The sequence below is a fragment of the Halococcus thailandensis JCM 13552 genome, from assembly GCF_000336715.1.
Taxonomy (GTDB): Archaea; Halobacteriota; Halobacteria; order Halobacteriales; family Halococcaceae; genus Halococcus; species Halococcus thailandensis.
In genome coordinates this window covers 1-15,611 of the sequence record NZ_AOMF01000088.1, presented here as the reverse complement: position 1 = coordinate 15,611, position 15,611 = coordinate 1, and the positions used below count along the sequence as shown (strand labels likewise).

General features: G+C 58.5%; 14 protein-coding genes and 2 pseudogenes. 4 read left to right on the top strand and 12 right to left on the bottom strand.

The genetic code is table 11. The features are described from left to right. Positions 1–959: 959 nt before the first annotated feature. From C451_RS03470 to C451_RS03440, 8 genes are all read right to left on the bottom strand, one after another. On the bottom strand, positions 960–1,748 hold the full coding sequence (locus tag C451_RS03470) for an FkbM family methyltransferase (protein ID WP_241431167.1): 789 nt from the start codon (positions 1,746–1,748) through the stop codon (positions 960–962). Positions 1,749–1,859: 111 nt separating this feature from the next. Continuing rightward, on the bottom strand, positions 1,860–2,540 hold the full coding sequence (locus C451_RS20740) for a DHHA1 domain-containing protein (RefSeq protein WP_152420385.1): 681 nt from the start codon (positions 2,538–2,540) through the stop codon (positions 1,860–1,862). Beyond that, positions 2,533–3,564, bottom strand: coding sequence for a lipid II:glycine glycyltransferase FemX (locus C451_RS03460; protein WP_007737760.1), 1,032 nt, complete (start codon positions 3,562–3,564; stop codon positions 2,533–2,535). Before C451_RS03460 ends, C451_RS20740 begins: the two co-directional genes overlap by 8 nt. Further along, positions 3,561–3,755 (bottom strand): hypothetical protein, encoded by a 195-nt coding sequence (locus tag C451_RS22745; protein ID WP_162471347.1) that lies wholly within the window; start codon positions 3,753–3,755, stop codon positions 3,561–3,563. The genes C451_RS03460 and C451_RS22745 overlap by 4 nt, the downstream gene beginning before the upstream one ends. Further along, entirely contained in the window at positions 3,752–4,654 is a 903-nt protein-coding gene (locus C451_RS03455) for a polysaccharide deacetylase family protein (protein ID WP_007737759.1), read from the bottom strand. Before C451_RS03455 ends, C451_RS22745 begins: the two co-directional genes overlap by 4 nt. After that, positions 4,651–5,760, bottom strand: coding sequence for a glycosyltransferase family 2 protein (locus C451_RS03450; protein ID WP_080503467.1), 1,110 nt, complete (start codon positions 5,758–5,760; stop codon positions 4,651–4,653). Before C451_RS03450 ends, C451_RS03455 begins: the two co-directional genes overlap by 4 nt. 446 nt (positions 5,761–6,206) lie before the next feature. After that, entirely contained in the window at positions 6,207–7,421 is a 1,215-nt protein-coding gene (locus C451_RS03445; protein WP_007737757.1) for a glycosyltransferase family 4 protein, read from the bottom strand. 363 nt (positions 7,422–7,784) lie between these two features. Next, the gene (locus C451_RS03440) at positions 7,785–8,288 is read right to left on the bottom strand and encodes a DUF7344 domain-containing protein (protein ID WP_007737756.1); all 504 of its coding nucleotides are present in this window, start codon (positions 8,286–8,288) and stop codon (positions 7,785–7,787) included. A gap of 258 nt (positions 8,289–8,546) precedes the next feature. On the opposite strand from C451_RS03440, the pseudogene C451_RS23565 reads away from it, so the two are divergent. Next, positions 8,547–8,862: pseudogene (locus tag C451_RS23565) on the top strand (IS630 family transposase); the annotation flags it as partial. A 300-nt stretch (positions 8,863–9,162) separates the two neighbouring features. On the opposite strand, the gene C451_RS03435 reads toward C451_RS23565, so the two are convergent. The 4 genes and pseudogenes from C451_RS03435 to C451_RS22495 form a co-directional block, all read right to left on the bottom strand. After that, positions 9,163–9,855 (bottom strand): helix-turn-helix domain-containing protein, encoded by a 693-nt coding sequence (locus tag C451_RS03435; protein ID WP_007737755.1) that lies wholly within the window; start codon positions 9,853–9,855, stop codon positions 9,163–9,165. Between the two features lie 417 nt (positions 9,856–10,272). Next, positions 10,273–11,830: pseudogene (gene tnpC / locus C451_RS03430) on the bottom strand (IS66 family transposase). Between the two features lie 478 nt (positions 11,831–12,308). After that, positions 12,309–13,127 carry an IS5 family transposase gene (locus C451_RS03425; RefSeq protein WP_007737752.1) on the bottom strand — a complete coding sequence of 273 codons (819 nt, stop codon included), beginning with the start codon at positions 13,125–13,127 and terminating at the stop codon, positions 12,309–12,311. Between the two features lie 398 nt (positions 13,128–13,525). After that, the gene (locus C451_RS22495; protein WP_161605830.1) at positions 13,526–13,681 is read right to left on the bottom strand and encodes a hypothetical protein; all 156 of its coding nucleotides are present in this window, start codon (positions 13,679–13,681) and stop codon (positions 13,526–13,528) included. Between the two features lie 197 nt (positions 13,682–13,878). Here C451_RS22495 and C451_RS03420 point away from each other — a divergent pair, with 197 nt between their 5' ends. The 3 genes from C451_RS03420 to C451_RS22855 all read left to right on the top strand — a co-directional run bounded on the left by C451_RS03420 (position 13,879) and on the right by C451_RS22855 (position 15,339). After that, positions 13,879–14,649 carry a recombinase family protein gene (locus C451_RS03420; protein WP_007737750.1) on the top strand — a complete coding sequence of 257 codons (771 nt, stop codon included), beginning with the start codon at positions 13,879–13,881 and terminating at the stop codon, positions 14,647–14,649. 87 nt (positions 14,650–14,736) lie between these two features. Beyond that, the gene (locus tag C451_RS03415; protein ID WP_007737748.1) at positions 14,737–15,135 is read left to right on the top strand and encodes a type II toxin-antitoxin system death-on-curing family toxin; all 399 of its coding nucleotides are present in this window, start codon (positions 14,737–14,739) and stop codon (positions 15,133–15,135) included. 33 nt (positions 15,136–15,168) lie between these two features. After that, positions 15,169–15,339, top strand: a complete 171-nt coding sequence (locus C451_RS22855; RefSeq protein ID WP_007737743.1) for a hypothetical protein — start codon at positions 15,169–15,171, stop codon at positions 15,337–15,339. Positions 15,340–15,611: the final 272 nt, after the last annotated feature.

Below are 15,611 nucleotides of genomic sequence, written 5' to 3'. Positions count from 1 at the left end.
CAATACCGCGAATGGGCCGCCGGCGGTGTTTCGAACTCGGAGGCGACGATGGTCCGAACACCGTGTCGGCCGAGCGACCGGACGCACGCGAGCGACTTTATCGAGATGGTCGCCGGTATCACGACCACTCGCTCGCTGTCACTGTGACGGGTTTCTCGGCTTCGAACGTCATTCGTCCGCTTTCCCCTATCCGGGTAAGCCATGTAGTGATCTCGGGCGGTTGGTTGTATAGCTATGCAGTCATTTGAGCGCCCGCGCAGCGAGCGTGGACGTCGGTGAAACGAGCCAAAGTGTTGCTGGCCGTTCGGCCAACTGCGGATTAGGAACTGGAGAGCGAATCGTCGATGGAGAGCGTCACTAGAAAGATCGGGGAATCTTATTTGAGCGAGCGCGTGGCGCTCGTTTACGCGATCGAAGTGAATTCTCGGAGAACGCAATGGAACGACGGACGCTCGATCGACAGATAGCGCTCTTGGAGGTCGCTCACCAGGTGCTGGACTTCGCCGATGAGAAGGTGGGCCAGAGCGATTCAACGTGCTCTACGAAATTGCCTCATACTTCGCCAGCACGAACGCCAATCTCGTGATGAGGAACGATAGTCCGTACGTTCGGGCGCTTGGAGAGTGTGAAAAGCGCGTCTTTGTACGCCAATAGATCGTCCGTAGGGCGGACGAGGAGATGACCTTCTCATTGCAGGGGGCACGAGGCGAACGCCGATCTGTCCCGATGTTCGGAGACAGGATCATGTGCACGCCCCGACGCCCGAGCGACCGCACACAAGATGCTGCTCCTCGAATCATTGATCGGGAGAAGAACGAACTCGCGCTCGCTCGGGTTCGGTTTTATGTTTTTGAATGGTAAGTCAGTACCTAACTATGCAGGCGTTGAACTACGGGATAAACCGATTGACTGCATCAAATGGGTCGTTATGTAACGAACCCGACGGCTGGCGGTTCGGATTATCGACACGCATGGAGCAGGTAGACTCCGGAACGTCGGTTCGTTGGTTCACCGAGTGGGATGAGCGTATAGCCCGCATCGCGGAGCGATTCCTCGACCGCGTCGGGATGTGTCTCATATCGATCGGACTTCTCACGATGGATTTCGAGATATATTGATTCCACGGTGTCAAGCAGAGACCCCATCCCGTCGAGAACCAGTTTTTCGGCCCCCTGAACATCAATTTTGAGCACGTCAGGGACGCCGAATTCATCCTTACTGACCAGCGCCGCGCCGCATTGGGTCTGGACCAGTACGCCGGTGTCGTCCGTGGAGAGGTAGTGATGGCCGCCGCCGGCTTCGACGAATTCTGAAGCGAGAACTGCGACGCCGTTCCGGTCGGCAAGTGCGATCGGGAGGATTGTCCAGCGCTCGTCAGGGGCGTTGGCCGTGAGATTTTCGCGCAGGCGTGCCCGATTGGTTGCTTCAGGCTCAAAAGCGACGACGTGGCCACTCGTCAGCGCGTTGGCGACGAAGCAAGTGTATGTGCCCACACCCGCACCCACATCCCAAACTGTCTCCGTGCCGTCGAGTTCGTTGAGCAGCGCTGCGATCACCGCCCGCTCACCGCCCAAGTCTCGTGCTCGACGGTACTCCATCCGCGTCGAGAGCCCGAAGCGGACTGTCTCGTCGCCGACCTCGATATCGGTCGCTCCGCCGGCGACCGCTATCCGTGCTCGACAATACGCTCGCTCGGCCGCGAAGTACGCTCGCATGAGGATCGGCGGAACGTCGTAGCGAGCAGCCAATTGGAACGGAACCTCGAGTAGGCGGTCTTTCATCGCGCTATCTAGCCGTTTTATCGAACGGATCGATCGGAATCATCGGATCAAGCGAAGTGTCAGTCCGTTCGGCGGCGGTCATGATTCACTCGCCGGTGCCTCGCGTGAAGAGAATGTGTCCGATTGCAGGAGGTGATCTTGGATGCGTTGACAGCCTTCGCTGAGCGCACCTGTTGCCCCACCTCCGGCGGCCAATCGCTCATTGCCGCCTGCTCCGCCGCCAACCTCATCCGCGAGATCATCGGCGATGTCAGTCGCACTGAACTCGTCAGTTGTGGTCTCTCCGACCGCAACGGCAAAGGAGCCGTCGCCGTGGGCGGCTATCAGTGTGACGCCCGCCTCGTCGCTGGCGCGTTTCGCGAGCGCTCGCGCGTCGGCGAGTTCGCCCCGCTCAAACTCGATGGTACGAACAGTACCGTCGTCGAACGATCTCCCACCGTCGTTTTCGCGGCTGAAACGGGCGTGCCACAGCGCATCTGCCCAGCGCTCGCGAGCCGTACTGACCTCCCGGCGCAGGTCGCGGCGCTCCTCATCGAGTGTGGCAATCCGTTGGGGAAGGTCCTCGACACGCGCATCAAGGCGCTCGGCGGCCGCTTCGGCGGCTCGCAGTCCTTCCCGGTCGATCTCACCAGCTGTGTTCGCGGCCCATTCCCGGCTCGCGATCAGGCTCTCGCGAATCCTGCGTTCACGTTGCCACCAGTAACAACAGGTGGCGACGAATGCGATACCTCCGACGAGCATGCGTCGTCTCTCATTCATGGATAGCCTCCTTGAGCTTCGGTCCCATCGTGGGATGGGTGACGAGCGGCGACAGCCGCCGCGTGAGCGGTGCCAGCCGACCGTAGTCGTCGAGCGACGCCCGGTTCGCACGGTGTGGCGGCGCGACGAAGCTCATCAGCGGAAACTCGACGCCGCCGAACTGCGTCTTGAACCCGTGCACGCTCGACCCGCGCCGCGATCGGCCGAAGTCCACGGTCGATCGCCCGGCCGTACACGCCCGCTCGATGGCATCGGTGTAGAGCAGGTGGTTCGGCCGATGCTCCCAGTGGGTGCGCCGCGAGGCGGGTGCCCACACGGTGGTCGTGTCGTCCCACTCGAACGACAATGCGGCCCCGATGGTCTCACCCGCGCGCTCTGCGAGCCGGATCGCGACCCCGTCGCCGAGCGCATCGACGAGCGCCGCGAAGAACCGCTCGGGGAACTGCGGGCTGCCGAGCCGGCGCATCGTGGCGAGATAGAGCGGGTAGAACTCCTCGACGCTCCCGTCGACGACGCGTACGCCGGCGTCGCGAGCGGTCCGCACGCACCGGCGTACGTCCCCGTCGAACGCCGATTCCCGAAGCGTCTCGTACGATCGATCGAGCGGCAGTCGGATCGCCGAGCCGGTCCTGACGCCGCCGTAGCCCGCCGCGTTGTAACCGCTCACGCCGCTCCAGTCGGCACCCTTCAGGATCCGTGTCGGTCCGTCGCACAGCGCCGACAGCACCGCCGTATCGGCCACCGTTTCGTCGACCAGCGGGAAACCGTACTCGCAAAACGGATTGAGGACGCTCCGGCCGAGGCCGTCCCGAACGGTGAACCCCGGTACGACAGCACGGACCGCACCGGATCGGTCGATGAGCCAGACGTGGGACGGCTCGTAGCCGAACGCCGTCTCGACGGCGCTCGTCCAGCCGGCGGTGTGGAACACCGTCGCATCGGAATGGTCCGCGACGAACTCGCCCCACTCGCGGTCGCGAGCCGGCGAGATCGTGCGTGCCGTCAGCTCGACGTCCTCGGTCACGATTCGGCCTCCGGCGCGTCGGAGCCTCCGTGCGCGGCGAGCTCGGCTTCGAGGCGTTCGATCGTCGCTTCGAGCGCCTCGATGCGCCGATCGTGGACGGCCAGGCGCTGTTCGTACCGACACATGGGACAGGTCGGCTGTGGCGGCTGCCGCGAGGAATGGGTCGGACAGAGACGGCTCCGTCGGCTCATCGACCCCTCCCGACAGGCGGACGGGTCGCGTCCGACGCGCCCGTCTTGTTCACGTACTCGCGCGCGACATCGCTGGCCGCCCCGAACACGAACTCGTCGAGCAGCGTTTCGAGTTTCTCCTGCAATCGTCGGATGCCGTGTGCGCTGACGAACCGCTCGTAGCGCGAGGCACCGGCGGCGGAAACCGCACGGGCGACCGCCGGGTTGAACTCCCAGGGATGGAAGTAGATCGTCGCCGGAATTCCACGGGCGTTCAGGGTGGCGATCCCGCGCTCCAGCAGCCACGTCGGGAGGGTTCGTGCGTAGAACCCGCCGGCGACCGGCAGACGGTAGCGCGGATGGGCCACGGCCAGCGGGAGTTCGACGAGGTCGCCCTGCCCCACCTGGGCCTCGAACGGGGCATCAGACGCCGGATGATAGGGCTCGACCGGCGCACCGCTCACGCCGTACATCGGCGTCCGAACGGGGAAGACGCTCGAATCATACCGGTAGCCCGCGGCTTTGAGCATCCCGATCGCCCACGGGGTTCGACGTGTCACCGAGAAATTCGGCGCGCGAAATCCCGTCGGAGCCGTCCCCGTCGCATCGTGGATGGCGCGCGTGCTGCGGTCGAGTTCGGCCGCGAACGTCTCCCTGTCGAGTTCGAACAGCGGGCGGTGGGTGTGGCCGTGCGAGGCGACCTCGTGGCCCGCATCGGCGATCCGGGCGACGAGCGAGGGGTGTTCGCGCGCGAGCTCGCCGACGACGAAGAACGTCGCCCGCACGTCGTAGGCGGCGAGCGTGTCGAGGACGATCGCGACCGACCCCTCGACGTGGGTCGCTGGATCGGCGACCCGATCGCGAAGCAGCGTCGCCGAATACCAGTGTTCGAGATCGAAGGAGAGAACATTCGTCGTCATCGTGGCGTTCCCTCGCGGCCGGCGTTCTCGAAGTAGGTGCTCAGCGAGTGGAGGACGATGGCCGTGAAACACGCGAAGATACCCATGAGCGTGAGGAAGACGGCCATCAGCGCGAGTCCGAGCGGGAAGGTTCCCGACTGAACGTAGTTCGTCGCCGCCCAGTAGCCAAAGCCCAGTCCGCCGAACGTGAGCGAGAACCCAGGCACCGCGAGCGCCGTCAGCGGGCGTTCGCGCTCGATCGTTTTCAGGATGTTTCGGACGAGCGCGACACCGTGGGAGACCGGTGCGTGTGTGCTCGCGTCCTCGACATCGTAGCTGACCTCGATCGGGACCTCCTCGATCTCGTAATCGTAGTGGTGGGCGTGATAGAGGATATCGATGCTGGCGCTCATCCAATCACCGATGGCTGGGTCGGCCGCGAGCGTCGCGATCGCCTCGCGGTCGTAGGCCCGGAAACCACTCTGAGTGTCACTCACGCGCGAGTCGGCGCGCACGACGCCCATACTCAGGTTCGTGAGCATGTTGATCGTCGTGAGACCCGCTTGGCGGTAGAGCGGCGCGTTCGAGGTCACGTCCCCGATGAACCGGCTGCCGATGACGAGGTTCGCGGCGGTCTCCTGCTGCACGGCGACCAGCCGGGGAACGTCAGCGGGGTCATGCTGGCCATCGCCGTCGAGGATCACGAGATGGGCGGCATCGACGCTCCGTGCGGTCGCGAACGCCGTCTTCAGGGCGGCTCCATAACCACGGTTGCGCACGTGTTCGCTGACGAGCGCGCCGGCGGTCGCGGCGCTGTCGGCGGTATCATCGTCGCTACCGTCGTCGACGACGAGAATGTGATCGGCATGCTCGTGCGCTTGCTCAACGACGTCACCGATGGTCGACGCCTCATTGTATGCGGGGATTGCGACCAGCACCTCGCAATCCGTGCCGCCGAGCGCCGAGATCGGCTCGCTCTCTGCGACATGTCGGTGGGCGTTCGTCCCGTTGCCCGCGACTGCGCCCGTGGACACACGAGCTGAGGCACGCGTCTCGTCGCTACTGTCGAAAAGTGTTTCCACACGCTCGCCGGTTGTACTCTCGTCGCCCCCGGTGGTTTCGCTCATCCTCTCACCCAGTTGCGTCGTCGTCGTGTCCGTCAATATATATTAATCAATTATCGAATCCGAACGAACTATTGAGCGGATGAATGACGATCGAACGGCAAATTATTCCATGCGACCCGTCGATAATCGCGACCGTAGAGGGGTGTATTGAAGGCGAACGGAGAAGACATCATCGCCCCAGTTTCGCGAGATTGCGCTCATTGCTGGCGTTCACAATGTCTGACAGACGATGGAAGCGTGAATGATACAGATATTCGCGGATTCAATGAGCCGTGGGGAATTGATGCAATTGATAAACTGAACATCTGGAACGATCTCTGCTCAATTGAGAGGTGAAGATTCATCACTGACCCTATGAGTCCTTCAGCAGCGGCACGCCAAGTATAACAACAGATTTGGGAGTACCCCTGCAACCATTATTCCGAGATCACTCGCTCATGCGTGGACTATCCGATAGGCAATCTCCGGCCATCTTCGGTCTCGTTCGCGCGCGCATGAAACGAGCCGATCGCATCCTTGTAGACGGCGAGATACCGCTCCGCGATCGTCTCCCACGAGAGTTTTTCACCCTGTTTTCGACTGTTTGCGGCCATCTCTGACCGTCGTTCATCGTCAGTGAGCAGCTCAACGATCGCTTCGGCGAGTGCCGCCGGATCCGCCGGCGGGACAACCAGTCCGGCTCCCATCTCCTCAACCTGTGCGGGGAAGTCGCCGGTGCGAGTCGCCACGACCGGCTTGCCGAACGAGTGTGCCGTCGAGAGTACGCCGCTGTGGCCCTTAGTCCCTTCATCGTGCGTGCGACGGTACGGCAGCACGATGAGTGCAGCCCGCGAGAAGAGCTCGCCTACCCGTTCGTTCGGCACGAAGTAATTGTGCATCTCGAAGCGTTCATCGTTAGCAGCGTCGACAAGCTGCTCGGTGCTGTCCGAAAGCGGGCCGTCACCGGCGACAACGAGCTTCAGGTCCGGGAGTTCGCGGCTCGCCAGCTGCACTGCCTCGGCCAGCACGTCGAGCCCCTTTCCTGGGAAAATGTTGCCGAAAAACAGCAGCGTGTGGGCCTCCTCCGGTAGTTGTTCATAGTCATAGTCGGTGAAAAACTCGTAGACGCCGTGAGGGATGACCTCGATTTCAGTGGGATGATCGAGACGCTCTTCGAACGCCGCGCGCTGTTGGTCGCTGTGAACGACGATGTGGTCGATCTCAGCGTCCGGGATCGCGACGTTCAGCAGTTCCTCGAACGCTTCGAGTGGGCTCGACAGTGCCGTGACAGGCGGCGGTACCTCGTGGTGGGTCACCACAAACGGGTAACGCTCGTCCAGTCCGTAGCGCTTCGTGAAGAACTTAACCTGAGGGAAGAAGTCGGTCGGGTCGTGGATGACATCCGGATCGAACTCGTCGAGGCGCTGCAGATTCCGGTAGGAGAGCAGTCCCCGAAGGTTGTTGCGGACGTTGAAATCGAGGTTGTACATATCGGGGATAGAGATGTTCATCTCCCCGAAAACGTCGACCGTCTCGACCGCATCCGAAAAAATGCCATCGGCGCTCGTCTCGGCCGGCTTGAACACGATCACGTCGGCGTGGCGGGCGACGGCGTTCGCCAGTTCGGCGGCGTAGTGAGGTAGTCCACCCTTATTCTGTGAGAGGACGTACGCGACGTTCATACCCAACTCACCGTTTCGGCCGACTTATATCCCGATGTCGGTACGTTCGTTTATCCACCTGTTCGAAACGGCCGTGCGCCGCCAGCGTTGACATAATTCCCGATTGAACCGCCCACTTCGAGGGAATACCTATGCACGTTTCATTCAGAGTGTAGCCATCCGTCCCGTCCACTCCCCGAGATCATGACACGAATGAATACAATGTGGCGGTATGCTCGCTGGCTGTTTCTGTGTATACCAGGGACAAGACCACGGGCACCGAAGCGAAACGCCCTTGTCGTGTTGCTCTACCTGTTCGTGCTCGCGCTCGTGCTCTCAGTATTGTTGTTCTAAGCGGATAAAGAATTAGGGAAAATAAGCAGATCAGCGCTCAAAGCGGTGATAGAGAAGGGAAATCACGAACACGCCAAGGAACCCGACGCTCCAGACAGCTGTTGGCACCACTGCGAACACGCCCACCCCGATGTCTGCAAGGATCGCCGTAAGGAGCGCGACGATGCCAACCGTCCGATAGTATATTGCCCACGTGACCTCGTCGTCAGCGTTGAGTTCCATGTAAAGGTTAATTTCCTCGGCAGGCTCTAACAGCCGGATATGTTTCCGGTTGCGGTCGTAATTGACCACGCCCAACCTGTCGAGTTTCGGGAGATGAGTTTGATGGAGGGAATTGTAGACACTCTCGCGGATATTCCGCGGTGGGGGCGATTCACCGGTTTCCCGGCGTGCGATCTCCTCCGATAGCTCTCGGAGTGCGACCATCCCTTCTAATTCGCGGAGATATTTGAGCGTGTAAACGCGTCGTTCGTTTCGCAGTACGTCATGGATATCGTGTTCGTGGATCTCCGTTTCCGTCTGTGGTGGTTTCATGCTTACCTGATGTAGCGTGAGCTACGTCATCATGACACATTGCAGCATTTGCTGATAGCATCTGCACATGAGTGGTCATCCTATTTATGTATACGAAATTAAATATCTAAAATGATATCATGGAATGATCTCGTAATTCATCGGGTTAGATGGATAACACAACCAATAACAACGGTGGACACCACTCTAAACGTCGGTTTACGGGTAATCCCAGAGCTATTTCGACCGATATGCGTCGCCCGCGCATCGCTGATGTCGGAGAATCCGGATGATATTCTCGAAGAGCGCATCGATGACACACTCGACGGGGCCGAGCAGCTACAGTCGTTGATAATTCGCGGTGTATCCGATACGTCGACGATCCACACGTTGAACGGCCGTTGATCAAGACCAACGATTCTGCGGTTGGATTCTACGCACTCAACGGTGAGACCCTCGTAAAATTCACCGAAGACGGGAACTGAGAGCGTATTTGGAGGTTCTGGAGATAATCCGCGAGCATAATCCCGTCAAGCAAATGCTGCTCGCCTTAAACAAAGACGATTCATATATTTGTAAATATATGCAAAAACGATTGGGAACTACCGAATCTCATTCTCATCCTGCCAATCCCAGCCCCGAGAGGCCATAAGGATCTCCCGCGGGGCTGGCATACGATAGCGAACAGCGGAGCGCGTTGGTCACACAACAGTGTCGCGTGAGGTGTGCAGTCAGTGGGTGTGGCGCAAGTGCATTTTGGACGGTGGCGACACTCGGTAAAACGATTGCCCCATTGTTCGGGAAATCAGGTGCTGGTCGGCCATAGAGAAATCAGATTCGGCTTGCCGATCCGACGACACGATGGTGACTTTGGTTCGGTTGGTACTGTCTGAATTCACTGAACCCGGTGTTCAAGCGACGAGTGGTTCGTGAGTACGTTCGAGAGTGCGCGACGTAATCGTTCAGAGGCAGCTTGATCCGAGATATCGAACCGTGTGGCGAGTTCAGCAATGGAGGTGTCACGTGGGATATTGAAGTAGCCACCTTGGACTGCCGCTTCAAGCACTTGAAATTGAGCTGCGGTCAAATCATTCTCCCGAGGAACATTATCTGTTTTGATACTTTTCAATCTAAAGGGGATTTCTTGCTCTTCACAATAGTCGCGATAGGCGAACACCGCTTCTCGGGTTGGGAACCGCATCCGAATAGTCCAGCCTTTTTGGGTGCCCACCCCATCGAGCAATACGCCCTTAAGCTCTGTCCACTTCCAATACGTCGTCTTCTTGGCAGGAAGCTGCACTTGGTAGAGCGTTTGTCCGTTGTTTTGGTTGTCAAGGATGGCGACATCACTCAGCAATTCGGATTCTTGGAGTATGTTCTCGATGGTATCAGGGTCACCGTTTTCAGCCCAGAACGTCAGTAATACTGTTTCCGGATCACAAGCGACCATCTGTTTGAGTGTGAGCTGTATCTGAGGGACCTCGTTTAATAAGTCTAGATAGCTTGGTGTTTCAATGGTGTAGACAATGATACAATCGGTCTTTTGCTCCTCATCCAGTGCTTCTTCTGGCTGATCCGATGTTTTCATTATTGAATACCTTCCCCACCAAAGCGTGCCGAAATCAGTTGATTCTCCATAATAGGGAGCAATACAGAATTCTCCTCACCGCGAAACGCATTGGTATTCCCTATCATGGTCGCGATACTCATGACATAATACCCTTATCAAATATGGCTATTGGAAGATAGTTTGGGGGATGGTGCAAATAATTTCACACATTCCAATTAGCATATCGATGTTTAGGATCTGTAAATAATAGCTTCCGACACATACGGGGAATGCTCCAACATGATCGGCGCGACATCATCCCGGTATCGAGATGTGAATCTCTAGGTTATAAGCTCGAGTATGTGTTTACCCCGACGCAACTTCAGGAACTGCCTGATCGGGTGAGATCATCTCGTTGTTTCGGACGACCCGCTGAAGTTCCTNTCGAGTATGTGTTTACCCCGACGCAACTTCAGGAACTGCCTGATCGGGTGAGATCATCTCGTTGTTTCGGACGACCCGCTGAAGTTCCTCGTAGGGATTACGACCCTGCTGGCTCCACGTCGCCAGCAGGGTCAAAGCCGTCTCGTGGACGAACATCCCACGTTCGTTGCGAAGCGTCCCGATGAGTTTGCGTAGGATCACCGGCTCTCGCAGAGCATTTTCAGCAGCATTGTTCGTCGGCGAGACGGCTGGCTCGCCGACGAACGGTAGCCAGTGATCCAGTCCCCGTTCGATTTTCCCGAGGAGTGTTGCCACTGGTCCGTCGCTCACTGAGCGGTTAACGAGTTCTTCAAGCCCCTTTCGGGCCGATTCGTGCATTCGCGTTCGCTGACGCTCGGATGGGTCGGTCTCCAGCCACGACTGGAGACCGACGTACATCTGCTTGAGCGTCCGGTAGATCGGTTCTGCTTGGTCGTGATCTTCCGCCACGTCTTCAGCCTCTCGTAGAATGTGTGCCCAGCACCGCTGAAGATTCCTGCTGAAGGCTGGATACGCTGTCCAGCCGTCACAGACGATGGTCCCGTCGAAGTCCTCTCCGAGGACTTCTTCGGGCACGTCACTGCCGCGACTCTCGCGGACAGCGTACAGCGTGTGCTGATCGGTGCGGAACGTCCAGATCCAGGTTTGCTCTCCATCGAGCTTGTGGCCGGTTTCGTCAACGTGGACCACGTCGGCGTGCTGGATCTGGGTGCGAATGTGCTCGTACTCGCAGCGACCGGCGCGCGCAGCGCGCTCGGTCGCGCGCCACGCGGATGCGCCTGAGAACTCCAGCCCGTGGAGTTGCTCGAAGCGATCCGCGGTCTTCCGATGCGGTAACCGATGCTCGTACTTGGAGAGGGTTGCTTGAGCGATGACGTTCACCCCGAACTGCCCCTCATCGGGACAGTCGGGGTGAGAAGCAACCGTCTCAGCGCCACAAGCGTCGCATTCGTAGTAGTGGCGGTTGTACTGAGTGGCTTCTGGCGGCTGTGGATCGGGAATCTCTTCGACGAGTCGAGGGCTGACGCCCTCGGACTCGTCCAAGTCCTCGCCACACTCTGGACAGCAGCCACAGGTGACCTCAACTTCCCTGTCCGGATCAGGAGCGTTTCGGAAGGCTGGATCGTGTCCAGGTTTGCGTCCGGGTGTTCCGCCGTCAGTACGAGCGCCCCCGTCGTCGTCCTCGTCATCCGAGGACGACGACTCCCCAGAACTCGATTGCTCCTTGCTGGGCGGTGTGTGCGGACCTTCGTGCCATCGAAGTTTCGCTTTGAGCTGTTTGTTTTCGTGGCGCAGCTCTTGGTTTGCTTCACGAAGTTCCTCGTTCTCTTCGTGGAGAGCTTCGTTCTCCTCACGGAGCGCTTCGTGGTTTTCACGAAGCGCTTCGTTCACTCGTTCAAGTTTATCAGCTCGCTTTTCGAGGGCAGTGATCCGCTGAAGCAACTCTTCTACAGGATCGCTGGAAGAGGTCACTATCCAAAACCTCCGTCGGAAGCAGACGGCACGGGATGGTCTCCACCGCGGAGACCATCCCTCCCAAAGTCTTGTGACGCCTGCTGCATCGATCTACGAAACCGATCGGGTGCCAATTACGAGAGAGTGCCGAAATCGATNAGACCATCCCTCCCAAAGTCTTGTGACGCCTGCTGCATCGATCTACGAAACCGATCGGGTGCCAATTACGAGAGAGTGCCGAAATCGATCTGGGGGTAAACAAGTACAAGCTCGATAGCTCTTGTATAGTACACGGAACTGCGAGATAGCGAACGACTCAACCATCTGATTAGCCTGTATTCATGATGCCCTGTTGAACGCAAGACGGCGGTGGGGTGGGGTCAGTAAACCCCTACTTCACAGCGTGAAACGCACGATCCTCCGACCAGAAGATGCAGTAGCTGTCGCCGATAACGTTCCTCGAACAATCAGGAAAACTTCATCTTCGAACTTCTCTCCGTGACGACGGCGATGCCTCTGACCAATACGCTGGAGAAAGAGAGCAGGCGGCGAGCCTAACTCGCCGCCTGCGACAGGTTATGGACGATGCACTTCCGAGTGAGCTCGCGGAACTGGCCGTGCCAGCTCCGAGAGCGGAGCTTCTCACCGTCGTCTTCTTTGAGTAGCGAGAAGCCGGTCTCGCTCATCCACCGCTGGTGGTAATCGTCAGCGTCCATTCGCGCGTTGTGTGCCTGTTTCAGCGGCGTGTGCTCTTTGTGCTTGATGAGCGGTCGCGTAGACTCATCGCGACACTCCTCGCGGAGGTCGCTCCATGAGTAGTTCGCGTCCGCGGCCAGGACCTGCAGGTCTTCCGCGTTCCGGCGGAAGACCTGCATCCCGATGTGGCCGTCCCAGCTTTTCCGTGTCGTGTAGTGGACGTCTCCAATCGTCAGCGTGTTCATATCGACCAAGGTTGTCGTTTTCAGAGCCTGAAACGAGTAACCAGCACGATTGCGATAGTGGTGGCTGGTCTGGTCGCGCTGGAAGCCACTGGCGTCGATAGCTGCCTCACCACTCCAGCCGGCCTGCTCCGCCGAAGCGCGGAGCAGGCGGCGTAGCTCGCGCATCTGAAACTGCTGTTCCCAACGACAGAACGAACTGTAGTGCGGTGCACGTTCGAGACCGAATTCGTCGAGGATAACGGTCGAATCGTTGAACCACGCTTCGGTCTCGCGGAGGCTTTTGTCGAGTTCGACGCGCATCAGGATCAGTGCGATCTGGACCCACTCGGCGTACTCGCTGTCGCCGTTCGGCGCAGCGGGTACGCCTGGGTCGTCGACGTGCTGTTTACCAAGACGCTTACACTGTCGCGCGAGCGGTCGTTTCGACCTCATATCGCAAGAGAGCGTCCAAATAACCACAAGTCTCACGAAAACGCTAGAGAAACCGGCTGAAAACGGCGTCAGCTAGCGCTGCAACAAGGCAATTCATGACGTGGCGGCTGTTTCTTACTCTATCAGGCTCTCCAGTAACATGCTGTTCCGCCAGCCTACACAAGAGCGATGGTAGTAGCAGAGAGAATTGCGATTTACTCGTCCTTAGCTCTCTAACCCCGAGTACACTTGTTTCGCAGTTACAACGGTGAATCCGTCAGAGAGCATTCGATATTTCTTTAAGTGATTCTGGCGACAAGATGTAGATACGAGAGAGGTGCTGGCCGAGTTCTTTGCTGTACTTCCATGCGAGAGGTCACTGAGTCGGTTGAAATCATGGCCGGCAGCTAAACCCTGCTTCAGTCCGGGCTCAGATTCCCGATCGCGTCATCGATGTCGAAGTCTTCGGTCGTCTCGGATCCCTCTTCTGTTCGGTCGACTTCTTCTTGCTCCTCGTCGATGTCGACCTCTGGACCCTCGTCGTTGGAGTACTCAGAATGGACTCCCCAGGGCATGTCATCGCCTCCTTCTGGTGGCGTCTCTCGGTTCTCGATGGGATTCTGGTTCGCGTGAGGCTAGCAATTTCATGGCTTACTGAAGCTCAGATCTCCAAGTAGTGGGTGAAGGCCATTATACCTACTGGGGATAGGCTCGCACTAGCTCCGCTTCGGAGTTCTGGTTAGTTAATCCGTCTTTGGCTACATCCTCAACAGTGCAGTCAGCCGCTATCTACGCCCGTGTCAGTACCCCCGAACAGGACCTCCAGCGACAACTCGATGAGTGCCACGAACACATCGCCTCGAAGTTCCCCAAGGCCACAACTATCGACACATACACCGACGTTGTCTCAGGAACTGATGAGCACGGTGGCGAACAGTACCGCAAACTCGACAGAGCTATCGAGAACGGTGACTACGATCTCGTCGCGGTTCACGAACTCTCACGACTCTCGCGGCTCGGTGCTGGCGAAATTCATCGATTCATCCAGCATTGCATGGAGCGAGGGACAATCGTTGAATCGCTCGATCTCGGTCTCTCGATTCACGTCGACGATCCACCCATCCAGCGAACCGTCTACACTATGATCGCCAGCATCATGGGTGACCTCGCCAAGATCGAGCACGAACAGAACCTCCGCCGTATCCGATCCGGAATTCGAGCCGCCCAGCGAACAGGGACGTGGACCGGCCGGCCGCCGCGGGGCTTCGTAATTGACGAGAATGGCATCCTCCACATCGATATTGAGGGCTTCCTCGAAACTCGTGAAGCGCTCCTGCGTCTTGAGCATGGCGAGCAACAGACGCTCGTTGCTGAGAGTTCGGGGATTCCACGGAGCACGCTCGTCCGACTGTTCGGAGACGAACAGCGCCGCGCGATCTATCTCGACGGCGTGGCTACTGATGACCGTCTCAATCGTGCTCTCGACGAAATCCGGACTTTCCCAAACTCGGTGCCAGGTGGAACGAAGGTAAGGTCCAATTGATAAGTACTTCCATGGCCTGATCAGGCCCTGTCGAAGCAAATACAACCGTCAGAAACGCCTATACGGGCCTAAAGACGAAACACGAGTGTGCCCAACGAGTTCGTGTACCCTTCCGCTGATCTGATCCTCGATCTCCATGCACAGATCGTTAAGGAAGGTGATCTCACCGAACCGGGTGTTAGGTCGAAGGATGCGGTCGATTCGGCCCTCCAGTACGTTTCGGAGGGGTTCTTCGGCGAGGTGCCGGACTCACTCCACCAGAAAGCGGTCCATCTGATGCGACTGCTTGTCGCCGATCATCCGTTTGTCGATGGGAACAAACGAACAGCACTCCGCACAGTGGTCGTTTTCTACATGCTGAACGGGTATACGTTCGAGTATGGTGACGAAATTCGTGCCCTCCTGCATCGGTTCGCGACTGACGAGACGGAGGTCGACATCGAAACAGCCGTCATCTACTTCCGAGCATGTGCTCGTCGCAACTGATTAGTGGACGCAACGGATATAGCTGATAGAAACATGGCATCGAGTGTCGATTCCTCAACCAAGCCCGACGACGATGTCCGCCAGCTGTACAAGCGATATCAATCGGCGACCACTGAGGAAGAACGCCACGAGATCGCACTCGAGATGGGACGACTCGATGCAGAGCGTCATGCCGACATTTACGCCGCGCTTGAAACCGAGTAGCTCACAATAGCTCTTGTGTCGCCGTCTCCAAGTTCAACACGAGACGCTACCTTTTCGCCATCCTTGAGAGCCCGTCTAAGAATTCCGCCGCACCAGTCCCCTGACGACAGCTGAAGATGCTGCTGCACGATTCGACAGACCGATTCATCCGTCGACAAAAAAGAGAACCGAGCTCAGTTATCCGGCGATCGCGTCCGCCACTTCGTGGCCGTCCGGCCCCCGGCCGGACCGCCACAGTTTCAGCAGGTTGTGCGTCGCTGAGAACAACGACC

What these genes read in the sequence shown, in the direction of transcription:
- C451_RS03455 (WP_007737759.1), bottom strand. Translation starts at nt 4,654, where the DNA reads ATGACGACGAATGTTCTCTCCTTCGATCTCGAACACTGGTATTCGGCG.
- C451_RS20740 (WP_152420385.1), bottom strand. Translation starts at nt 2,540, where the DNA reads ATGAATGAGAGACGACGCATGCTCGTCGGAGGTATCGCATTCGTCGCC.
- C451_RS22745 (WP_162471347.1), bottom strand. Translation starts at nt 3,755, where the DNA reads ATGAGCCGACGGAGCCGTCTCTGTCCGACCCATTCCTCGCGGCAGCCG.
- C451_RS22495 (WP_161605830.1), bottom strand. Translation starts at nt 13,681, where the DNA reads ATGCCCTGGGGAGTCCATTCTGAGTACTCCAACGACGAGGGTCCAGAG.
- C451_RS03425 (WP_007737752.1), bottom strand. Translation starts at nt 13,127, where the DNA reads ATGAGGTCGAAACGACCGCTCGCGCGACAGTGTAAGCGTCTTGGTAAA.
- C451_RS03450 (WP_080503467.1), bottom strand. Translation starts at nt 5,760, where the DNA reads ATGAGCGAAACCACCGGGGGCGACGAGAGTACAACCGGCGAGCGTGTG.
- C451_RS03445 (WP_007737757.1), bottom strand. Translation starts at nt 7,421, where the DNA reads ATGAACGTCGCGTACGTCCTCTCACAGAATAAGGGTGGACTACCTCAC.
- C451_RS22855 (WP_007737743.1), top strand. Translation starts at nt 15,169, where the DNA reads ATGGCATCGAGTGTCGATTCCTCAACCAAGCCCGACGACGATGTCCGC.
- C451_RS03435 (WP_007737755.1), bottom strand. Translation starts at nt 9,855, where the DNA reads ATGAAAACATCGGATCAGCCAGAAGAAGCACTGGATGAGGAGCAAAAG.
- C451_RS03440 (WP_007737756.1), bottom strand. Translation starts at nt 8,288, where the DNA reads ATGAAACCACCACAGACGGAAACGGAGATCCACGAACACGATATCCAT.